General features: G+C 70.2%; 17 protein-coding genes and 5 tRNA genes. 13 read left to right on the forward strand and 9 right to left on the reverse strand.

The features are described from left to right. The first annotated feature begins 132 nt into the window (after window positions 1–132). Window positions 133–1764 (forward strand): citramalate synthase, encoded by a 1632-nt coding sequence (cimA, locus tag ACFWBY_RS13730; RefSeq protein ID WP_385329473.1) that lies wholly within the window; start codon window positions 133–135, stop codon window positions 1762–1764. Window positions 1765–1890: 126 nt separating this feature from the next. Further along, window positions 1891–3261, forward strand: coding sequence for a hypothetical protein (locus tag ACFWBY_RS13735; protein ID WP_385329470.1), 1371 nt, complete (start codon window positions 1891–1893; stop codon window positions 3259–3261). 24 nt (window positions 3262–3285) lie between these two features. On the opposite strand, the gene ACFWBY_RS13740 is transcribed toward ACFWBY_RS13735, so the two are convergent. Then, on the reverse strand, window positions 3286–3912 hold the full coding sequence (locus tag ACFWBY_RS13740; RefSeq protein WP_385329468.1) for a YceI family protein: 627 nt from the start codon (window positions 3910–3912) through the stop codon (window positions 3286–3288). Window positions 3913–4211: 299 nt separating this feature from the next. On the opposite strand from ACFWBY_RS13740, the gene ACFWBY_RS13745 reads away from it, so the two are divergent. Beyond that, window positions 4212–5795: an acyl-CoA carboxylase subunit beta gene (locus ACFWBY_RS13745; RefSeq protein WP_385329465.1), complete on the forward strand. Its 1584-nt coding sequence runs from the start codon at window positions 4212–4214 to the stop codon at window positions 5793–5795. Window positions 5796–5817: 22 nt separating this feature from the next. Further along, entirely contained in the window at window positions 5818–6015 is a 198-nt protein-coding gene (locus ACFWBY_RS13750) for an acyl-CoA carboxylase subunit epsilon (protein WP_385329462.1), read from the forward strand. A gap of 92 nt (window positions 6016–6107) precedes the next feature. On the opposite strand, the gene ACFWBY_RS13755 is transcribed toward ACFWBY_RS13750, so the two are convergent. The 8 genes from ACFWBY_RS13755 to ACFWBY_RS13790 form a co-directional block, all read right to left on the reverse strand. Continuing rightward, the gene (locus ACFWBY_RS13755) at window positions 6108–6692 is read right to left on the reverse strand and encodes an ATP/GTP-binding protein (RefSeq protein ID WP_007266770.1); all 585 of its coding nucleotides are present in this window, start codon (window positions 6690–6692) and stop codon (window positions 6108–6110) included. Next, window positions 6673–7275, reverse strand: a complete 603-nt coding sequence (locus ACFWBY_RS13760; RefSeq protein ID WP_385329460.1) for a DUF742 domain-containing protein — start codon at window positions 7273–7275, stop codon at window positions 6673–6675. The genes ACFWBY_RS13755 and ACFWBY_RS13760 overlap by 20 nt, the downstream gene beginning before the upstream one ends. 93 nt (window positions 7276–7368) lie before the next feature. Continuing rightward, the gene (locus ACFWBY_RS13765) at window positions 7369–7782 is read right to left on the reverse strand and encodes a roadblock/LC7 domain-containing protein (protein WP_007266772.1); all 414 of its coding nucleotides are present in this window, start codon (window positions 7780–7782) and stop codon (window positions 7369–7371) included. Between the two features lie 10 nt (window positions 7783–7792). Then, window positions 7793–10996 carry a nitrate- and nitrite sensing domain-containing protein gene (locus tag ACFWBY_RS13770; protein WP_385329457.1) on the reverse strand — a complete coding sequence of 1068 codons (3204 nt, stop codon included), beginning with the start codon at window positions 10994–10996 and terminating at the stop codon, window positions 7793–7795. Window positions 10997–11302: 306 nt separating this feature from the next. After that, window positions 11303–11887, reverse strand: coding sequence for an ATP/GTP-binding protein (locus ACFWBY_RS13775; RefSeq protein WP_385329454.1), 585 nt, complete (start codon window positions 11885–11887; stop codon window positions 11303–11305). Next, window positions 11868–12260 (reverse strand): DUF742 domain-containing protein, encoded by a 393-nt coding sequence (locus ACFWBY_RS13780; RefSeq protein ID WP_214947821.1) that lies wholly within the window; start codon window positions 12258–12260, stop codon window positions 11868–11870. Before ACFWBY_RS13780 ends, ACFWBY_RS13775 begins: the two co-directional genes overlap by 20 nt. Window positions 12261–12412: 152 nt before the next feature. After that, window positions 12413–12826: a roadblock/LC7 domain-containing protein gene (locus ACFWBY_RS13785; protein ID WP_008739864.1), complete on the reverse strand. Its 414-nt coding sequence runs from the start codon at window positions 12824–12826 to the stop codon at window positions 12413–12415. A 9-nt stretch (window positions 12827–12835) separates the two neighbouring features. Continuing rightward, the gene (locus ACFWBY_RS13790; RefSeq protein ID WP_385329451.1) at window positions 12836–16618 is read right to left on the reverse strand and encodes a nitrate- and nitrite sensing domain-containing protein; all 3783 of its coding nucleotides are present in this window, start codon (window positions 16616–16618) and stop codon (window positions 12836–12838) included. A 602-nt stretch (window positions 16619–17220) separates the two neighbouring features. Here ACFWBY_RS13790 and ACFWBY_RS13795 point away from each other — a divergent pair. The 9 genes from ACFWBY_RS13795 to ACFWBY_RS13835 all read left to right on the forward strand — a co-directional run bounded on the left by ACFWBY_RS13795 (window position 17221) and on the right by ACFWBY_RS13835 (window position 21210). Beyond that, complete coding sequence (locus tag ACFWBY_RS13795; protein WP_385329448.1) at window positions 17221–17406, forward strand: hypothetical protein; 186 nt, start codon at window positions 17221–17223, stop codon at window positions 17404–17406. A gap of 98 nt (window positions 17407–17504) precedes the next feature. Then, on the forward strand, window positions 17505–18293 hold the full coding sequence (locus ACFWBY_RS13800; RefSeq protein WP_385329445.1) for a fumarylacetoacetate hydrolase family protein: 789 nt from the start codon (window positions 17505–17507) through the stop codon (window positions 18291–18293). After that, window positions 18286–19761 (forward strand): glutamate--tRNA ligase, encoded by a 1476-nt coding sequence (gene gltX, locus ACFWBY_RS13805; RefSeq protein ID WP_385329443.1) that lies wholly within the window; start codon window positions 18286–18288, stop codon window positions 19759–19761. The genes ACFWBY_RS13800 and gltX overlap by 8 nt, the downstream gene beginning before the upstream one ends. A 138-nt stretch (window positions 19762–19899) precedes the next feature. Further along, window positions 19900–20628, forward strand: a complete 729-nt coding sequence (locus tag ACFWBY_RS13810; protein WP_385329440.1) for an HAD family hydrolase — start codon at window positions 19900–19902, stop codon at window positions 20626–20628. 86 nt (window positions 20629–20714) lie between these two features. Then, window positions 20715–20786, forward strand: a tRNA-Gln gene (locus ACFWBY_RS13815). A 26-nt stretch (window positions 20787–20812) separates the two neighbouring features. Continuing rightward, a tRNA-Glu gene (locus tag ACFWBY_RS13820) sits at window positions 20813–20885 on the forward strand. 61 nt (window positions 20886–20946) lie between these two features. Further along, window positions 20947–21019 (forward strand) — tRNA-Glu (locus ACFWBY_RS13825). Window positions 21020–21043: 24 nt separating this feature from the next. Continuing rightward, window positions 21044–21115: transfer RNA gene (locus ACFWBY_RS13830), tRNA-Gln, on the forward strand. A gap of 22 nt (window positions 21116–21137) precedes the next feature. Next, a tRNA-Glu gene (locus tag ACFWBY_RS13835) sits at window positions 21138–21210 on the forward strand. Window positions 21211–21360 lie beyond the last annotated feature (150 nt).

Raw genomic sequence — 21360 nt, forward strand, 5'->3', positions numbered from 1 at the left:
CATCCGCGAGAGGTTTTTTCGTTTTCCGGCTCCGAACGGGCCGGCGGCGGGCGGCGCGCGATGATGGGGGCAGTGGCGGCGGCCTGCCCTGGGGCATCCGGAAACCACTCATCCGACAGGAGTCAGATCAGCATGACGACGACAGAGGCGACTGAGCCGACTGCGCCGGCTACGGGTCCCGACGACGGCTTCCACGTCTTCGACACGACCCTGCGCGACGGCGCCCAGCGTGAGGGCATCAACCTCACGGTCGCTGACAAGCTGACGATCGCCCGGCACCTGGACGACTTCGGGGTGGGGTTCATCGAGGGCGGGTGGCCCGGCGCCAACCCCCGTGACACGGAGTTCTTCTCCCGCGCCCGCGCGGAGATCGACTTCAAGCACGCCCAGCTCGTCGCCTTCGGCGCGACCCGCCGGGCGGGCGGCACCGCCGCCACCGACCCGCAGGTGCGCGCCCTGCTGGAATCCGGCGCCCCGGTGATCACACTGGTCGCCAAGTCCCACGACCGGCACGTCGAGCTCGCCCTGCGCACCACCCTCGACGAGAACTTGGAGATGGTCCGCGACACCGTCTCGCACCTGGTCGCCCAGGGCCGCCGGGTCTTCGTCGACTGCGAGCACTTCTTCGACGGCTACCGCGCCAACGCCGAGTACGCCAAGTCCGTCGTCCGCGTCGCCCACGAGGCCGGGGCCGACGTCGTCATCCTGTGCGACACCAACGGCGGCATGCTGCCCGCGCAGGTGACCGCGACCGTCGCGACCGTGCTCGCCGACACCGGTGCGCGCCTGGGCATCCACGCCCAGGACGACACCGGCTGCGCCGTGGCCAACACGCTGGCCGCCGTCGACGCGGGCGCCACCCACGTCCAGTGCACCGCGAACGGCTACGGCGAGCGGGTCGGCAACGCCAACCTCTTCCCCGTCGTCGCCGCGCTGGAGATCAAGTACGGCCGCACGGTCCTTCCCGAGGGCGCGCTCGCTGAAATGACGCGGATCTCGCACGCCATCGCCGAGGTCGTCAACCTCACCCCCTCCACTCACCAGCCCTACGTCGGCGTCTCCGCCTTCGCGCACAAGGCGGGCCTGCACGCCTCGGCCATCAAGGTCGACCCGGACCTCTACCAGCACATCGACCCCGAGCGGGTCGGCAACACGATGCGGATGCTGGTCTCCGACATGGCCGGCCGTGCCTCCATCGAGCTCAAGGGCAAGGAGCTCGGCGTCGAACTGAACGGGGACCGCGCGCTGATCTCCCGGGTCGTGGAGCGGGTCAAGGAGCGCGAGCTCCAGGGCTACACGTACGAGGCCGCCGACGCCTCCTTTGAGCTGCTGCTGCGTGCCGAGGCCGAGGGCCGGGCCCGCAAGTACTTCCGCATCGAGTCCTGGCGGGCGATCGTCGAGGACCGCCCCGACGGCACGCACGCCAACGAGGCCACGGTGAAGCTGTGGGCCAAGGGCGAGCGGATCGTCGCGACGGCGGAGGGCAACGGCCCCGTCAACGCGCTGGACCGGGCGCTGCGGGTGGCACTGGAGCGCTTCTACCCCCAGCTGGCGAAGTTCGAGCTGATCGACTACAAGGTCCGCATCCTGGAGGGCAAGCACGGCACCGAGTCCACGACCCGCGTGCTCGTCACCACGACGGACGGCGCCCGCGAGTGGAACACGGTCGGCGTCGCCGAGAACGTGATCGCGGCGTCGTGGCAGGCCCTGGAGGACGCCTTCACCTTCGGCCTCCTGCACGCGGGCGTGGAGCCCGCGGAGTAGGCGTCCCCGGCCTGCCGGCGTACTCCCGGAACGGCTTCCGGGAGTACGCCGTGGTTCCCCGCGCCGCCAGATGCTCCTTATGTCCGCCTCACACAGAATTGGACCCGTTCGGGTAGCGTCTTCATCATGAGGACCAGGCACATATCCATACGCTCCGGTCGACTGCTGGCCGGTCTGCTGCTGGCCCTGTCCGCGACCGCCCTGGCGGTCGCCCCGCAGGCTTCGGCGGCCACCGGAACCGGCACCGTGGCGGAGGCCCTCAAGAAGGGCCCTGTCTACGTCGACCCACGCGCGGAGGCGCAGCTGCCGCCGGCGCAGGCGGAGGCGCTCGCGAAGAAGATCAAGGATGCCGGGAAGCCGGTGTTCGTGGCCGTGCTGCCGGCCACCGCCGAGTTCCCCGCCGCCACCGTGCTCAAGACGGTCCGTACCGAGACCGGCATCACCGGGCTCTACGCGATCCGGCTCGGGGACGGCTTCAACGCCGGCGCCGACAGGGCGGTCATGCCGAACAACGCGGTCCGCAACCTGGTCGACGCCGTCAAGGCGGGCGCCTCGGCCGACGCGACCACCGAGCTCAACGCCTTCGTGGACCAGGCCCTCGCCCAGGCCAAGGGCAAGGCCCCGGCATCGTGGGGCGGTACGAGCGCGGACGGCGGCGGCTCCCCGGCCGGCGCCCTGATCGGCCTCGGGGCCGTGGCCGCGGTCGGCGGTGGCGGTGCGTACCTGCTGGTCAAGCGCAACCGCAAGAAGAAGGAAGAGACCCGTCGCGAGGCCATCGCACGACTGGGCGTGGTCGTCGACGAGGACATCACGGCCTTCGGCGAGGAGCTCGACCGCCTCGACTTCCACCCCGGCGAACCCGGCGCGGACGACGCCATGCGGGCGGACTACGAGCAGGGCCTCGACTCGTACGAGAACGCCAAGCGGATCATGGCCTCGGTACAGCACCCCGAGGAGGTCAAGGGAGTCACCCAGGCGCTGGAGGACGGCCGGTACGCCCTGGCCCGGCTCGACGCGCGCCGACAGGGCCGGCCGCTGCCCGAGCGCCGTGCGCCCTGCTTCTTCGACCCGCGCCACGGGCCGAGCACCGAGGACGCGGCCTGGGCCCCGGCGGGCGGGGCCGCCCGTACCGTGCCGGTCTGCGCGGCCGACGCCGTGCGGCTGCGCGACGGCCATGACCCGGCGGTCCGCACGGTGGACACCGAGCACGGACCGCGCCCCTACTACGACGCCGGCCCGGCGTACGGTCCCTGGGCCGGAGGCTACTTCGGCGGCGGCATGCTGCCCGGCCTGCTCATGGGCACGATGCTCGGTTCGATGATGTCCAGCCCGGCCTACGCCTCCGACTTCGGCGGCGGCAACGGCTTCGACGGCAACGGGTTCGACGGCGGTGACGTCTCCGGCGCCGACTTCAACCCGTCCGACTTCGGCGGCGGGGACTTCGGCGGCGGTGGGGGATTCGACGGCGGTGGCGGCTTCGGCGGGGGCGACTTCTGAGCCGCCCCCCTCGCCGCGCCGGGGTCAGGCCTGCTTGATCGCCGAGATGTCGAAGGTCAGCTTCACCTTGTCGCTGACCATCACGCCGCCGGTCTCCAGGGCCGCGTTCCAGGTCAGGCCCCAGTCGGAGCGCAGGATCTCGGCGGAGCCCTCGAAGCCGACGCGCTCGTTGCCGTAGACGTCGGTGGCCGAGCCGTTGAACTCCAGGTCGATGGAGAGCGGGCGCGTGACGTCCTTGATGGTCAGCTCGCCGGTGACGCGGTACGTGTCGCCGCCGAGCTGGGCCGCCCGCGTGGAGCGGAAGGTCATCAGCGGGAACGTCTCGGCGTCGAAGAAGTCGCCGGAGCGCAGGTGGCCGTCGCGGTCGCCGATGCCGGTGTCGACAGAAGCGATCTTCACGTCGATGGAGGCGGAGGAGCGGGACGGGTCGGCGCCGTCGAGGCGGAGGCTGCCCTCGTGGTCGGCGAAGGTGCCGCGGACGTTGGTGACCATCGCGTGGCGGACGGTGAAGCCGATGCTGCTGTGGGCGGCGTCGATGGCGTAGTCGCCGGTGAGGGCGGCGAGGGCCGGGTCCACGTCGAGCGTGGCGACGGCGCCGGCGCCGCCTTCCTGGGCCTGAGCGGTCTGGTTGCGGCGGGTGAAGAGACCCATGGTTTGCTCCTCTGTCGCGTGCCGTTCGGTGTGGGTACCCGGGTGGGTGCTCCGGTCCGGCACTCGTTGAACTTTCAACAAGAATGACGCTAGACCCATTCCGTTCAAATTTCAACTTCCTGGGTCGCGAAGCGGTGCTTCCCCGCGCTCTTTGTAGGATGCCGACAAAGGATGAGGGTCCCCTCTGGCGGTGTCCACTCAGCCCCTCGTGGTTCTGTCCGGGCCGGACAGCGGAACACACCCGACACTGTGTGGATTCGACGGAGGGTTTTGCCGGTCCCACTTCGTAAGGTCGGTACATGACCGTTGTGGACCAGATTCCGAGCGAGCCGACGGACGCCCGCGGGCGCGTGGCCGAGCTGCACGACCTGCGCGAGCAGGCGCGGCGCGGACCGAGCGAGCGGGCGACCGAAGCCCAGCACGCCAAGGGCAAGCTCACCGCGCGCGAGCGCATCGCGCTGCTGCTCGACGAGGGTTCCTTCAAGGAGGTCGAGCAGCTCCGCCGCCACCGCGCCACCGGGTTCGGCCTGGAGGCCAAGAAGCCCTACACAGACGGTGTCATCACCGGCTGGGGCACGGTCGAGGGCCGCACGGTCTTCGTCTACGCACACGACTTCCGGATCTTCGGCGGCGCCCTGGGCGAGGCCCACGCCACGAAGATCCACAAGATCATGGACATGGCCATCGCGGCCGGTGCCCCGCTGGTCTCGCTCAACGACGGCGCCGGTGCCCGTATCCAGGAGGGCGTCTCCGCCCTCGCCGGCTACGGCGGCATCTTCCAGCGCAACACCAAGGCCTCGGGCGTCATCCCGCAGATCTCGGTCATGCTGGGCCCCTGCGCCGGCGGCGCCGCGTACTCCCCGGCCCTCACGGACTTCGTCTTCATGGTCCGCGAGACCTCGCAGATGTTCATCACCGGCCCGGACGTGGTCCGCGCGGTGACCGGCGAGGAGATCACCCAGAACGGCCTCGGCGGCGCGGACGTGCACGCCGAGACCTCCGGTGTCGCGCACTTCGCGTACGACGACGAGGAGACCTGCATCGCGGAGGTCCGCTACCTCATCACGATGCTCCCCTCCAACAACCGCGAGAACCCCCCGGTCCACCAGACCGACGACCCCGCCGACCGGCGCTCGGAGGTCCTGCTGGACCTGGTGCCCGCCGACGGCAACCGCCCGTACGACATGCTCAAGGTGATCGAGGAGCTCGTCGACGAAGGCGACGTCCTCGAGATCCACGAGCGCTGGGCCCGCAACATCATCTGCGCCCTCGCGCGGATGGACGGCCAGGTCGTCGGCATCGTCGCCAACCAGCCCGGCCACCTCGCCGGCGTCCTGGACATCCACGCCTCCGAGAAGGCGGCGCGCTTCGTCCAGCTCTGCGACGCCTTCAACATCCCGATCATCACCCTCCTGGACGTCCCCGGCTTCCTGCCGGGCGTGGACCAGGAGCACGGCGGCATCATCCGGCACGGCGCCAAGCTGCTGTACGCGTACTGCAACGCGACGGTGCCCCGGATCTCGCTGATCCTGCGCAAGGCCTACGGCGGCGCCTACATCGTCATGGACTCCCAGTCCATCGGCGCCGACCTCACCTACGCCTGGCCGACCAACGAGATCGCCGTGATGGGCGCCGAGGGCGCCGCCAACGTCATCTTCCGCAAGCAGATCGCGGACGCCGAGGACCCCGAGGCCATGCGCACGCGCATGGTCAAGGAGTACAAGGCCGAGCTGATGCACCCGTACTACGCGGCCGAGCGCGGCCTCGTCGACGACGTCATCGACCCCGCCGAGACCCGCGAGGTGCTGGTCAGCGCCCTCTCGATGCTCCGCAACAAGCACGCCGATCTGCCGTCCCGCAAGCACGGCAACCCGCCGCAGTAATCGCGAAGGAGACCTGCCACCGATGAGTCACACCAACACCCTGCTGCGTGTCGAAAAGGGCAACGCCGAGCCGGAGGAGCTGGCCGCGATCACCGCGATCCTGCTCGCCCGCGCCGCCTCCGCCCCCGAGGACACCACGGCAGCCGTCCGCTCCCAGGCCGGCTGGCGCCGCCTGGAGCGCACCCCCGGCTTCCGCGCGCCGCACAGCTGGCAGGGCTAGTAGCCGAAGCTCGCACGGCCCCTGGCCACCGAGCGAGAAAGCCCCCCGCACTCCTTCGAGTGCGGGGGGCTTTCGCGTGGAGCCGCGAGCGGCTACCGCAGGCGTGCCATGAGGGCGTGCTCGACGAGCGTGATGAGCGCGCTCTTGGCGTCCGCGCGGTGGCGGGCGTCGGTGGTGATGATGGGTGCGTCCGGGCCGATCTGCAGGGCCTCGCGGACTTCCTCGGGGGTGTACGGCTGGTGGCCGTCGAAGCCGTTGAGGGCGATGACGAACGGCAGGCCGCTGTTCTCGAAGTAGTCGACGGCGGGGAAGCAGTCGGCCAGGCGCCGCGTGTCGACGAGGACGACGGCCCCGATCGCGCCGCGCACCAGGTCGTCCCACATGAACCAGAAGCGGTCCTGACCGGGGGTACCGAAGAGGTACAGGATCAGGTCCTGGTCCAGGGTGATGCGGCCGAAGTCCATGGCGACCGTGGTGGTCGTCTTGTCACCGGTGTGGGTGAGGTCGTCGATGCCGGCGGAGGCGCTCGTCATCACGGCTTCGGTGCGCAGCGGGTTGATCTCGGAGACGGCGCCGACGAACGTGGTCTTGCCCACGCCGAAGCCGCCCGCCACCACGATCTTCGCGGAGGTGGTGGAGCGAGGAGCCGCTCCGCCGTTAGAGCTTGCGAAGTCCACTGAGCACCCTTTCGAGCAGTGTCACATCGGGCTGGCCGCCGGCGGACTCGTCGCCGCCGGGCTGGTGGATGGCGACAAGGCCCGCCTCCGCCAGGTCGGCCACGAGGATCCGGGCGACGCCAAGAGGAATGGTGAGAAGTGCCGAGATCTCCGCGACGGATTTGATCTCCTGGCACAGACGGCAGATGCGCTGGTGCTCGGGCAACTGCCCTTGCAGACGCGCGGGATCGGCCGTGGTGCTGACCAGCGCCTCGATGGCGAGCTGGTAGCGCGGCCGCGTACGGCCGCCCGTCATCGCGTACGGACGCACCAGCGGGTTGTGCGCCTGCGGAGCCTGCGGACGCGAGGAGCGCGGAGGCTGCTGCGAGAGCCGGTAAGGCTGCTGGGGCTGCTGGGGCTGGCCGTACGGCTGCTGCTGGTAGGGCTGCTGCTGGTAATGCTGCCCCTGGTAGGGCTGCCCGGCCGGGTCGTGATCCGGCGAGGGCCGGTTGCTGGGAGCGGAGGGGAAGTTGAAGCGGTTCTGGTCGTGCCCACCCTGCGGCTGCTGCGCGCCGCCATAAGGATGTCCTCCGGGTGTTGTCACGTTTCCTCCTCCGACTCCAAGTACGCAGTACTCCCTGTGTAACCGCGCCACCGCACCCTATGGTGCGATGGCGCGAAACGCACTGCCTGTCTGCTAGTTGAGAAGACTTCCCTGCAGCTCCGCGCGCAGGTCCGGGGTCAGTACGGTGCCCGCACGATCCACCAGAAGGGCCATCTCGTAACCCACGAGGCCGATGTCGCACTCGGGGTGCGCGAGCACCGCGAGGGAGGATCCGTCGGAGACGGACATGAGGAAGAGGAATCCCCGGTCCATCTCGACCACGGTCTGGTTGACGGCGCCACCCTCGAAGATGCGGGAGGCCCCGGCGGTCAGCGACGTCAGACCGGAGGCCACGGCCGCCAGCTGATCGGCGCGGTCGCGCGGGAATCCGTCGGACATGGCCAGAAGGAGGCCGTCGGCGGATACCACCACCGTGTGGGACACCCCAGGGGTGTTGTCCACGAAGTTGGTGATCAACCAGTTCAGGTTTTGCGCCGCCTGGCTCATCGCGCTCACACTAACGCTCCTGGTCATAGCTGTTACTTGACTGCTCGGATCCCGCGTTGCGGCCCTGCTGGACACCGCGTCGCAGGTTGCTCAACCTGCCACGGATGTCCTCCGGGGACCGGGAGACCTCGGGGCCTCCCTGCGGCGTCGTCTCCGCAGCGCCCTCGACCAGGTTGGCCTTGGGCACCCGCCGAGGGAGACCGGACGGGGTGATCCCGCCCGCCTTCGGCTCACGGAGTTTGGCGGCCTGCTGCCAGCGCTCGTCGTTGTTCGAGCGCCAGTCGGCGGGGCCTTCCGTCGCCTCCGGTGCCCGCTCCGGTTCAGCGGGCCGCTGCTGACGCTGCGGTCGCTGCTCGAAGAGGGATCCGGTGGACTCCGCTTCCTGCTGTCCCGGCCGCTGCTGCTGCTGGCTGCCGCGTCGCGGCAGACCCGCTCCGGTCACTTGGTGGCCGGTGTCGGCAGTGGCACCCGGACGGTCGAAGCCTACGCGGTCCAGGGCCGCTTCGGGAGCGGCGGGTGATTCCGATTCGGTCCCGTAATCCTGCTGGTAGGAGCCCGAATACGTGTTCTGCCCGGGCCACTCGGCCTGCGGGGGACGGGAATCGTACCCACCGTCGTACGCCGGGAGGTCCTGTCGCTGATCCGAGTAGTCGGCTTCCGGATAGGCGTAATCCTGTTGGGGGTACGCCTCGTATCCCTGCCCGCCCTGAGCGGCTTCGTAACCGGGGTCGTATCCCTGCGCGGGCTGCTGCTCGTAGCCCTGGTACGGCTGGTACGCGTGCTCCGGCTGGGGTTCCGGATACTCGCCCCCGGGCTCGCCGTACTCCGGCTGCGCCTGGGGATAGCCCACCTGGGCCTCCAGCGCGGCCCGGCGCTCGTCGCGCCCCAGGGAGCGGACGACGGGGTCGGCCCCGGGTACGTCGGCGCCCGGCTGGTCGGCCCGGTGGACCTCGTAGCGGGAGTCGTCGAAACCGAGCTCGGCGGCCGTGCGCAGCGGCGCGGCCTGCTGGACCTGCTGCCGCGGGATCATCGAGGAGACGGTGAAGTCGTCGTCCGGAATGCCCTCGCCACCGCCACCGTGGGTGATGGCGTCGGGGAGCATGACCAGCGAAGTGGTGCCGGCGGCCTCGCCGGAGGGGCGCAGCTGGACGCGGATGCCGTGCCGGTCGGCCAGGCGGCCGACCACGAACAGGCCCATGCGCTGCGAGATCGCGGCGTCCACGGTCGGCGGGTTGGCCAGCTTGTGGTTGATGTCCGCGAAGTCCTCGGCGGTGAGGCCGATGCCCTTGTCGTGGATCTCGACCATCACGCGGCCGTCCGGCAGACGCGTCGCGTTGACCCGGACCTTCGTCTGCGGGGAGGAGAAGGTGGTGGCGTTCTCCAGCAGCTCGGCGAGCAGGTGCACGAGGTCGGTCACGGCCTGGCCGTGGATTTCGGCCTCGGAGACGCCCGACAGCTCGATGCGCTCGTACTGCTCCACCTCGGAGGAGGCGGCGCGCAGGACGTCGACGAGGGGGACCGGCTGGTCCCAGCGGCGGCCCGGTTCCTCACCCGCGAGGATGAGGAGGTTCTCGCCGTTGCGGCGCATGCGGGTGGCCAGGTGGTCCAGGCGGAAGAGGTTCTCCAGCTGGTCCGGGTCGGCCTCGTTGTTCTCCAGGTCGGTGATGAGGGTCAGCTGGCCCTCGATCAGCGACTGGTTGCGCATGGAGAGGTTCGTGAAGATCGCGTTGACGTTGCCCCGCAGGAGCGCCTGCTCGGCGGCGAGCCGGACGGCCTCGCGGTGCACCTGGTCGAAGGCGCGGGCGACCTCGCCGATCTCGTCCTGGGAGTCGATCGGGATCGGCACCACCCGGGTGTCGACCTTGCCGGGGTCGGTGCGCGAGAGCTGGTCGACGAGCATCGGCAGCCGCTGCTCGGCGACGTCGAAGGCCGCGTTGCGCAGGTGGCGCATGGCACGGCCCATCTGGCGGGCCATCATGCCGGCCAGGATGAAGGCGGCGAGCAGAGCCACGACGACGATGGCGCCGGTGATGATGGCGTCGTTGCGGGCCTCGTCGGAGACCGCGACGGCGTCCTTGACGGCCTTGTCGAGGAGTTCCCGCTCGATCTCGGCGTAGCCGTCGAACTTGGCGGTCGCGGCAGCCTGCCAGAAGACGGCGTTGGTGCCGTTGGCGGCGAGGACTTCCTTGCGCTCGCCGCTGGCTATCGCCTCGGTCATGCCGGTGAGCGCCGAGTCGTTGACCACGGGCGGGGCCTTGAAGGGGGTGCCGGCCTGCTCGGCCTGCTGCTTGGCGGCCGCGAGCTTGGCGGCGCCCAGCTGGGACTGCTTGCCCATGACGTCTTTGAGACGCGTGACGTCCTCTTCGGTGCCGGCGGCGACGTACTCGCCGATGGCTATCTCTTCGAGGTACGCGTACGAGGAGAAGGCGACCAGCTGTGCCTTGCGGATCTCCTCGACCGGGTTCGGCCGGACCAGGAGGTGCGTGCCGACGGAGCGCTGCAGCGAATTGGCGGCCTTGGCGAGCTCGATCGCGTAGACCATGCGGCCGTACGAGGTCACGTTGCCGGTGCCGAGGCCCAGCTCGTTGGAGAACTGCATGAGGTAGTGCTGGACCAGCACATAGCCCTCTTCGGTCGGAATCGGGCCGGCCGCCTTGGGCAGGGCCTTCTTCGCCGTCTCCAGCTGCGGGAGGTAGGCCGTCTTGCGGACCTGCTCCAGCTTGGGCTCCTCCTGGCGGAAGAGCTCCAGGCGGCGCTCCATGCCCTGGCCGTCGGGAATGTCCTTCGCGGCCTGGGCGAACTTCGCCTTGGCCGCGTCGGTGGCGGCGTACGCCTTCATGACGGGGTCGGACTCGCGCTGGCCCTTGAGCAGCGGGTCGGCCGTCAGGTCGCGCTCGTTGAGGAGGGCCTGGCCGTACTCCGCGGCCGCCTGGACGATGCGGGCCGTCTTCTCGGCGTCCTTGGCCTCGTCCCAGGTGTCGATGGAGCCCTTCACCTGGAAGCCGCCCATGACCAGTCCGACGAGGACCGGCACGAGCAGGATGGCGTTCAGACGGGTCGGCACGCGCCAGTTGCGCGGCGAGAACCTGCTGGTGCTGCCGCCGCTCGCGGGTGGGTCCACGGGTACGTCGATGGGTGACGCGGCCGCGCGCGGCGGCGGGGTGAAGTTGCCGCGCGCGGGTTCATCCGCGGGGCTCGAGTTGCTTCGCCTCACTCGACCAACAACCTCTCGGCGGTGCTACTAGCTAGTTCGATGAATTCCAGCACGGTTAACGGCCGTGTTCCAAACAGTTGAAATCAGCCATTCCCAGAACCTTATGCCCCACATAAACCGGACATAAAGAGCTTCCTGCGGCAAATATGGGGCCCGATGTGAGCGCAGTGACACCGGACGAACGCACCGTGTCGCCAACGCCCGGCAATTCTCTGTCGAAACGTTATGAACTAAGGGGGCGGGCCGTGTCCTATGACACAACCCGCCCCCCAAAACCAGCCGGTGGAGATCTTGTTACACGGAGATCTACTTGAGCCGCGCCATGAGGGCGTGCTCGACGAGCGTGATGAGCGCGCTCTTGGCGTCACCGCGGTGGCGGGCGTCGGTGGTGATGATGGGTGCGTCCGAGCCGATCTGCAGGGCCTCGCGGACTTCCTCCGGGGTGTACGGCTGGTGCCCCTCGAAGCCGTTGAGCGCCACGACGAACGGCAGGCCGCTGTTCTCGAAGTAGTCGACCGCCGGGAAGCAGTCGGCCAGGCGCCGCGTGTCGACCAGGACGATCGCCCCGATCGCGCCGCGCACCAGGTCGTCCCACATGAACCAGAAGCGGTCCTGACCGGGGGTACCGAAGAGGTACAGGATCAGGTCCTGGTCCAGGGTGATGCGGCCGAAGTCCATGGCGACCGTGGTGGTCGTCTTGTCCCCGGTGTGGGTCAGGTCGTCGATGCCCGCGCTCGCGGACGTCATCACGGCCTCGGTGCGCAGCGGGTTGATCTCGGAGACGGCGCCGACGAACGTGGTCTTGCCCACGCCGAAGCCGCCCGCCACCACGATCTTCGCGGAGGTGGTGGAGCGAGGAGCCGCTCCACCGTTAGAGCTTGCGAAGTCCACTGAGAACCCTCTCGAGCAGCGTTACGTCCGGAGTTCCGCCGGCCTCTCCATTGCCCGGCTGGTGGATGGCCACCATGCCGGCCTCCGCCAGGTCGGCGACGAGGATCCGGGCCACACCGAGCGGCATCGACAGCAGCGCGGAGACCTCCGCGACCGACTTCACCTCACGGCAGAGCGTGCAGATGCGCTGGTGCTCCGGAAGCAGCCCTGACAGGTGCATCGGATCGGCCGTGGTGCTGACCAGTGCCTCGATGGCGAGCTGGTAGCGCGGTCGGGTCCGGCCGCCGGTCATCGCGTAGGGACGAACCAGCGGCTGGTCGCCATCCGAGTACGAGTCTCCGTACTGATCGGAATAGGCGGGGGGCGGGGTCATTGATCCTCCGGGCTGGACAGCAGTGGTCAGCGTGCCGTCTGACGGGGCGGCCGGTGGGGGGACGGTATGACGGCCTGGCGGCGGTACTGGGGTTCCGGGGCGGGTACCCCGGTCTCCCGGCCGGAAGTACCGTCCGGACGGGAGAGCGGCAGTCAGATGAGCAGGCTTCCCTGCAGTTCCGCGCGCAGGTCCGGGGTGAGGACACTGCCCGCGCGGTCCACCAGGAGGGCCATCTCGTAGCCCACGAGGCCGATGTCGCACTCGGGGTGGGCGAGTACGGCCAGCGAGGACCCGTCGGAGACGGACATGAGGAAGAGGAATCCCCGGTCCATCTCGACCACGGTCTGGTTCACGGCGCCGCCCTCGAAGATGCGGGAGGCTCCCGCGGTCAGCGAGGTCAGACCGGAGGCGACGGCCGCCAGCTGGTCGGCGCGGTCACGGGGGAAACCCTCGGACATCGCCAGCAGGAGGCCGTCGGCGGAGACCACCACCGTGTGGGACACCCCGGGGGTGTTGTCCACGAAGTTGGTGATCAACCAGTTCAGGTTCTGTGCCGCCTGGCTCATCGAACTCAACTATCGCTCCTGCTGGTATGTGGGGTCGATGTGGTAACTGCCGGTAGCCGGGCCGCTGTTGCCGGCCTGACGTCCCTGCTGGATACCGCGTCGGAGGTTGGTCAGACGGCCACGGACGTCGTCCGGCGCACGCGAGACCTGCGGACCGGCCTGTGCCTCGGCCTGCTGCTGCGCGGTGCCGGCCACGAGGTTCGCCCGCGGTACCCGGCGGGGCAGCCCCGAAGTGGTGATGCCGCCGGCGGCGGGCTGGCGCACGCGCTCCGCCTGCCGCATCAGCTCGTCGTTCGGCGAGGAGCGCCAGCTGACGGTCGGCATCGCGCCGGTCGTCGTCTGTGCCGACTCGGCCGTCTCGGCCGGCGCCTGCTCCTGGCCGCGCTGCGGCAGCGAAGGCTGCTGCGGGCGCTGGGGGGAGGCCGGAGCGGGAGCCGCCGGGACGGGCTGCTGAGACGGCCGGCCCTGGTCGGGCGCCGCCGTGGCCGGTCCCTGCGCGGGGGGCTGAGCACCCTCCTGGCGGAACCAGTTCGACTCCAGCGTGTCGAAGATCGGGCTGCGGCCCTCGCCGGCGCCCGGACCCGCCGGGGGCAGTGCCTCCGGACGGGAAGCCTGCGGCAGCCGAGGCGCGTCCGCTCGCGCGGGCGGTACGGGGGCGTAGCCGGCCTGGGGCTGCGGGAACTGGCCCTGCTGGCCGTAGCCGCCGACTCCGGGACCGCCGGGCCGCTGGCCCTGGAGGTCCGGACGCGGGAACTGGCCGGTGGAGGCCGGGTCCGCGAAGTCGGGGCGGGGGAACTGGCCCGTACCGCTGTTGTCGGTGTAGTCGGCCCGGGCGCCGCCGCCGAGGTGGTGGCCTCCGGCCTGGGGGGCCGGTGCGTTGAAGTCGGGACGGGGGAACTCGGAGGTCGAGCCCGGACCCGACAGCTCGTCGTGGCCGCGCGGGACGTCGTGCCCGCGCTGGGCGGAACCCCAGCTGGTCGTCTGCGGCACCGAGGTGGGGGAGGTGCCCGCACCCGGGAGCTCCGGACGGGGACCGCCACCGCGCGGGGGCAGCTGCGGCCGGGGGCCGCGAGCGGCCGGACCGGCGGGAGCCGCAGCCGCGGGGGCGCCGGTCTGCTGCTGCGCCTGCGGGGGCTGCTGCATCTGCGGCTGGGGCTGCTGCGGACGCTCGAAGCCGTTGCCCTGCGGGAAGGCGCCGGGGCCCGACGCCGCGGGAGCGCCGCCGGGGCGGCCCTGGGGATTGCCGAAGCCGCCGGGAGCGCCGGGGCCGGAAGGGGCGCCGGAGCCCTGGGCCGGACCGCGGCCCGGCTGCGGGGCACCCGAGCCGAAGGCGCTCTGCGTCTGCCCGCCGGGAGCACCCTGCTGGGGACGGCCCGCCTGCGGCCCCTGGGGACCGCCCTGCTGGCCGGGACCCTGGGGACGCTGCCCGCCGGGGGCTCCGCTCTGGCCGGGCAGGGCCGCGCGCTGGGCTCCGCCGGCGACCTGGCCGCGCTGCGCGCCGGCGCCCACGGGGGCCCGTACGCCGGGACCGGGGAGGGAGCCCTGCGCCTGTGCGCCCGGACCGCCCTGGCCCGGACCGCCGGGGCCGTTCTGGCCCGGCATCGGCGCCTGCTTCTTGCCGCCCTGGGCGACGTCCACCGGGAGCATGACGAGGGCGGTGGTACCGCCCGAGTCGGAGGGGCGCAGCTGGATGCGGATGCCGTGTCGCAGGGACAGGCGGCCGACCACGAACAGGCCCATGCGGCGGGAGACGGAGACGTCCACGGTCGGGGGCGACGCGAGCCGCTCGTTGATCGCGGCGAGGTCCTCGGGGGAGAGGCCGATACCGGTGTCGTGGATCTCGACGAGCACGCGGCCGTCGGGAAGCGCGTGACCGGTGACCTTGACCTTGGTCTGCGGGGAGGAGAACGACGTGGCGTTCTCCAGCAGCTCGGCGAGCAGGTGCACGAGGTCGTTGACGACGCGGCCGGCGACGTCGGTGCCGGGCACCGACGCGAGTTCGATGCGCTCGTACTGCTCCACCTCGGACGCCGCGGCACGGAGCACGTCGACGAGCGGGACGGGGCGGGTCCAACGGCGGCCCGGCTCCTCGCCCGCGAGGACGAGGAGGTTTTCGCCGTTACGGCGCATGCGGGTCGCGAGGTGGTCGAGCTTGAAGAGCGAGGACAGCTGGTCCGGGTCGGCTTCGCGCGACTCGAGCTCGGAGATGAGCGAGAGCTGACGCTGGATGAGGCCCTGCGAGCGGCGCGAGAGGTTGGTGAACATCGCGTTGACGTTGCCTCGCAGGAGGGCCTGCTCGGCGGCGAGGCGGACGGCCTCGCGGTGCACGTCGTCGAAGGCCGCGGCGACCTGGCCGATCTCGTCGCGGGTGTGCAGGCCGACGGACTCCACCGTCGTGTCCACGTCCTGCGGGTCGGACTCGGACAGCTGCTTGACGAGCTCGGGCAGCCGGTCCTGGGCGACGCGGGTCGCGGTGTCCTGGAGGCGGCGCAGCGAGCGGATCATCGAGCGGGCCATGACGAAGGCGCCGACGAGGGAGACGCCGAGGACGAGGAGGATCAGCGCACCGTTGATGATGGCGTCGCGCTGCGACTCGTTCTTGAGCTCGCGGGCCTTCTGCTCCATGTCCTCGAGCAGGGTGAGCTCGATGACCTTCATGGCCTGGAGCTTGGTGTCGTCCGCGTCGTACCAGTCCATCCAGGACCGGTTCTTCTCCTTGGCGAACTGGTCCTTGGTGTTCAGGACGCGGCGGGCGTAGTGGTCGGCGGTGCCGATCTCCTGGTTGCCGTCGCCGAGCACCGAGAGGAGTTCCTCGGGCTTGCCCTGGTAGACGAGTTCGAAGGTCTTCTTCGACTGCTCCTCACCGCGGAGCGCGGAGAGGCCGTACAGCCGGTCGTTCTCGTTGAGGACTCCGCCCTTGGCGGGGTCCTCGGGGAGCGAGGCCGCGATGATCGCACGCTGGATCGAGGCGTACTCCTTGGCGGAGGAGAAGGCCGCCAGGGCGCGCGTGCGCTTGATCATTTCGGGGTTCGAGGTGGCCTGGGCCATGTCCTGCGAGAGCGAGAGCAGCGAGACGATCAGCGCGTTGTACTCGGTGACGGTCTGCTGGGCGCCGTTCTGGTACGCCTTCTTGCGGATTTCCTCGATGTTGGTGAGCTGGCGGCCGATCTGCAGGATGTTGTTGCGGATCGACTTGAGCGTCTCGTCCTTGTCCTCCGCGTTGTCGACCTTGTCGGTCGCGGCGGCGAAGGCCTTGGCGGCGGAGTCGGTCTGGTCGCGGACGCCCTGGACGAGGCTGTTGGGCTTGCCCGCCTGGCCGGGCACCGACAGCGGACCGGCGGAGTTGTCACGCTCGGCCTGCAGCATGGCGGCCAGGTTGGTGGCCTGCCGGGTCATCGTCGTCAGCAGCTGCATGTGCTCCAGCTGGGCGATGTCGTTCATCGAGTCGTTGATGCGGAAGCCACCGAGCGTGGTGGCGGCGACGACCGGCAGGGTCAGCAGCGACACCAGTCGCGTGCTGATGCGCCAGTTCTGCATGGCGAGACGTGAACCGGACCCAGTGGGGGCCTTGGGTATCGCCGTGTCGCGCTCGGCGGACTCGTCGTTGCCCCTGGGCTCGCCCTTGGGCTTGGAGCGTCCCTTCGCCTTCACGGCGACGGAGGCGTCGGGGCCCCCGCCTTCGACAGCCGGCCCGCGGTTCTGGGCGTGCTGGGGCGAGGAGCCACGGTCGGTCCCGCCGCGCGGCTCCTGCTCCGCCGCAGCGCTGCCATCCCTCTTGAATCGTCCCTGCACTAGCGTCGCAACCTCTGGACCAGGCGTCCCGCCGGGCGACCGGTGGGACGGTGTCGAGTCGTGGGGCAATGCGCCCCATGGTGGTCGTCGGTGACCGGCGCGTCTCCCTCTCCGTTGCCGCCGCGCTCGGCGCTGTCTCGCGCCACCTGCGCGCCGGCTGATTCCCGCGGCGGTCCCGCGAATTCCAGCACAGAGGCGGATCTCCAACAAGGTGCGAGTACCGGCCCGCCGAATCGGTCACGGTTCGTGACTCATGCACTACCCGGCGTGGAGGTCAATTCCTCTGGAATCGGACTTACGCCGCCCAAACTCCACGCCTGTCAAGGCGCCCCAGTCGCGATGATCAGGAGCGGAATGGCGCATTCAGTGGCGCAATGTCCGTTTTTCCGGGTGTAGTTGACTGCCCGAAATACCCGTAATGACCGGTCACGGGTGAGCAAACTCACATAGCCGTGGCCATTACTTCCCGGTTCAGCCGGGGATTCAGATGTTTAGCCTTGCGCTTTACAGGGTTGTCGCGTGCGACAAGCGGCATCCCCGAAGGCACACCGGCGGCACCCGCCGCCACCATCCGACCAGCGAGCCGAGGGCCCCACACTCCGATGAAGACGACGATGATGTTCCGCAACATAGCCAACCCGCGCCGCACCACCCTCGCGCACCTCAAGGACGCCGAGGAGCTGCAGGCCGTACCGGCCCCGGAGCACACCGTCGAGCTGCCGGCCCAGACCGCGAACCCGCGCCGCACCATCCTCATGGACGCGCCGGTGGCCGCCGCCGCGCAGTAGGCCCCCGGCGAAAGCCGCGCGAAGCGTCGGCCCCCACCGCGTTAGCCTGGAGTCCGCAGACTCCAGCCAGCGGAAATACAGAGGGGCAGACGCAACACGTGCGCATCGCCAGGTTCTCGATCGACGGCAATGTCGCGTTCGGCGCGGTCGAGGGCAGCACTGCCCCCGGCGCCGAAGGTGAGCTCGTCCTCGACATCATCAAGGGCATCCCGTTCGCGGACTTCGAGCTCTCCGGCACGAAGGTCCCGCTGAGCAAGGTCCGGCTGCTGCCGCCCGTGCTCCCGAACAAGGTCGTGGCCATCGGCCGCAACTACGCGGAGCACGCGGCGGAGCTCGGAAACGAGGTCCCGGACGCCCCGATCACGTTCTTCAAGCCCTCCACCTCGGTGGTCGGCCCGGGCGACCCGATCGCGTACCCCTCCTTCTCCCAGGAAGTCCACCACGAGGCGGAACTCGCCGTGGTCATCGGCCGCATGTGCCGCGAGGTCCCGCGCGAGCGGGTCAAGGACGTCATCCTCGGCTACACCTGCGCCAACGACGTCACCGCGCGCGACGTCCAGCAGCGCGAGAAGCAGTGGGCCCGCGCCAAGGGCTTCGACGGCGCCTGCCCCCTCGGCCCCTGGATCGAGACCGACCTCGACCCGAGCGACCTGACCATCCAGTGCACCGTCAACGGCGAACAGCGCCAGCTCGGCCGCACCAGTCAGATGGTCCGCTCCATCGAGGACCTGATCGTGCACATCACCGAGGCCATGACGCTGCTCCCGGGCGACGTCATCCTCACGGGGACCCCGGCCGGAGTCGGCCCCCTCAACGTCGGCGACGAGGTCGCCGTCACCATCGAAGGCATCGGCACTCTCACCAACAAGGTGATCAAGCGTGGCTAACGCGAACGTCCGCGTACGTTTCTGTCCCTCCCCGACCGGCAACCCCCACGTGGGCCTGGTCCGCACGGCCCTCTTCAACTGGGCGTTCGCCCGCCACCACGGCGGTACGTTCGTCTTCCGCATCGAGGACACCGACGCGGCCCGCGACTCCGAGGAGTCGTACGGGCAGCTGCTCGACTCGCTGCGCTGGCTCGGCTTCACCTGGGACGAGGGCCCCGAGGTGGGCGGCCCGCACGCCCCGTACCGCCAGTCCGAGCGCATGGACATCTACAAGGACGTCGCGCGGAAGCTGCTCGACGGCGGGTACGCCTACCACTGCTACTGCACCACCGAGGAGCTCGACGCGCGCCGTGCCGCCGCCCGCGCGGCCGGCAAGCCCTCCGGCTACGACGGCCACTGCCGCGAGCTGACCACGGTGCAGGTCGAGGCGTACCAGGGTGAGCACCGTGCCTCGATCGTCCGCTTCCGGATGCCCGACGAACCGATCACCTTCACGGACCTCGTCCGCGGCGAGCTGACCTTCACCCCGGACAACGTGCCGGACTTCGGCATCCTGCGGGCCAACGGCGCCCCGCTGTACACGCTGGTCAACCCGGTCGACGACGCGCTGATGGAGATCACCCACGTCCTGCGCGGCGAGGACCTGCTCTCCTCCACTCCCCGCCAGATCGCCCTGTACAAGGCGCTCATCGAGCTGGGCGTCGCCAAGACCACCCCCGCCTTCGGCCACCTGCCGTACGTGATGGGCGAGGGCAACAAGAAGCTCTCCAAGCGCGACCCCGAGGCCTCGCTCAACCTGTACCGCGAGCGCGGCTTCCTCCCCGAGGGCCTGCTGAACTACCTCTCGCTGCTCGGCTGGTCCTTCTCCAAGGACCAGGACATCTTCTCGATCGAGGAGATGGTCGCGAAGTTCGACATCCCGGACGTCAACGCGAACCCGGCGCGCTTCGACCTCAAGAAGGCCGAGTCGATCAACGCGGACCACATCCGGATGCTGGACCCGAAGGCCTTCGCGGACGCCTGCGCCCCGTGGCTGACGGCCCCGCACGCCAACTGGGCCCCCGAGGACTTCGACGCCGCGGCCTGGGAGCGCATCGCGCCCCACGCCCAGACCCGCGTCACGGTCCTGTCCGACATCACGGCCAACGTCGACTTCCTGTTCCTGAAGGAGCCGGTGGAGGACCAGGCCTCCTGGGACAAGGCGATGAAGGGCGACCCGGCGGCCCTGCTGACGACGGCCCGCGAGAACCTCTCCGCCGCGGACTGGTCGGACCCCGAGTCCCTCAAGCAGGCGGTCCTGACCGCCGGCGAGGCCCACGGCCTCAAGCTCGGCAAGGCCCAGGCCCCGGTCCGCGTCGCGGTCACCGGCCGCACGATCGGCCTCCCGCTCTTCGAGTCGCTGGAGATCCTGGGCAAGGAGCGCTCCCTGTCCCGCATCGATGCGACCCTGGCGAAGCTCACCGCGTAGGCGAACGGCGCGCACGCGCACCCGCACGCCCCCAGGGGGCGGCCACCGGAGGCTCCGGCGGCCGCCCCCCGGGGCGTTTTCGGCCTGACTTCCCCGTCGTGCCCGCGCCCGTGGGGGCCGCGGCGTAGGGTCGGCCGCATGGCCATTCGCGCGGTGCTGTGGGACATCGACGACACCCTGTTCGACTACACGGGAGCCGACCGGGCCGGGCTCGCGGCGCACCTGGCCGACGAGGGGCTTGCCGAGCGGTACGGGACCGCGGGCGAGGCCCTCGCGCTCTGGCGGCGCGTCACCGAACGCCACTGGGAGCGCTTCGCCGCGGGGGAGGGGACCTTCCAGGGGCAGCGCCGGGACCGGGTGCGGGAGTTCCTCGGGGCGCCCGCGCTGAGCGACGCGCAGGCCGACGACTGGTTCGGGCGGTACGTCGAGCACTACCAGGCCGCCTGGGAGCTGTTCCCCGACGTGGTGCCCGTACTGGACGCCCTCGCCGGCACCTTCCGGCACGGCGTGCTCTCCAACTCCTCCGTCGCCAACCAGGACCCCAAGCTGCGCCACCTCGGCCTGCGCGACCGCTTCGAGGTCCTCGTGTGCGCCGTCGAGCTGGGCGTCAGCAAGCCCGAGGCCGCCGCTTTCCTCGCGGCGTGCGCCGAGCTCGGGCTGCGGCCGGGGGAAGTCGTCTACGTGGGCGACCAGCCGGAGATCGACGCGCGCGGCGCCCGTGACGCCGGCCTGACGGCGGTCTGGCTCGACCGGGACGGCGGGCGCGGTCCCGGGCCGGAGGGCGTGCACCGGATCGCCGGACTCGACCGGCTCCCGGAGGTGCTGGCCGGGGATACCCGTTTTGGAGCACGGTCAGCCATCCGGTAATGTTCTTTCTGCGCCGCCCAAGCGGGCCGAAAGGCCGGACCGGAGGCGCTAACCGAACGAAAGTCCCTCAGGGTCTTGAGTTTTGGTGGGCTATAGTGTAATTGGCAACACGAGGGTTTCTGGTTCCCTTATTCTAGGTTCGAGTCCTGGTAGCCCAGCGCAGTTCCGTAGTGACGCAGTGCTTGCCCCCGTTGTGTAGCGGCCTAGCACGCCGCCCTCTCAAGGCGGTAGCGCCGGTTCGAATCCGGTCGGGGGTACAGATCCTTCCCGCGAGATCTCCTGGGTCGCACCCGGATGTTTTGATGCAGGATCGCTAGGGCCCCCGTTGTGTAGCGGCCTAGCACGCCGCCCTCTCAAGGCGGTAGCGCCGGTTCGAATCCGGTCGGGGGTACGGTGTCTAGCTGGTCTAGACCTTTGGGCTATAGTGTAATTGGCAACACGAGAGTTTCTGGTTCTCTTATTCTAGGTTCGAGTCCTGGTAGCCCAGCGCAGTACCGCAGTAACAGCTAGCCCCCGTTGTGTAGCGGCCTAGCACGCCGCCCTCTCAAGGCGGTAGCGCCGGTTCGAATCCGGTCGGGGGTACGCACAGGAGAGGCCTTCCGCGTTCATCGCGGAGGGCCTCTTCTTCGTTCCACGGACAGGGCGCACAAGTGTGGGCCCGAAGGCGCGCGTTCGGACGTGTGCGGCGTCGTGCGCGCCCCCGGGCCCGGGGGAGTGGTGGGAAAAGGGTCG

Origin of the sequence: Streptomyces sp. NPDC060049, assembly GCF_042736715.1 — a bacterium.
Lineage (GTDB): Bacteria > Actinomycetota > Actinomycetes > Streptomycetales > Streptomycetaceae > Streptomyces.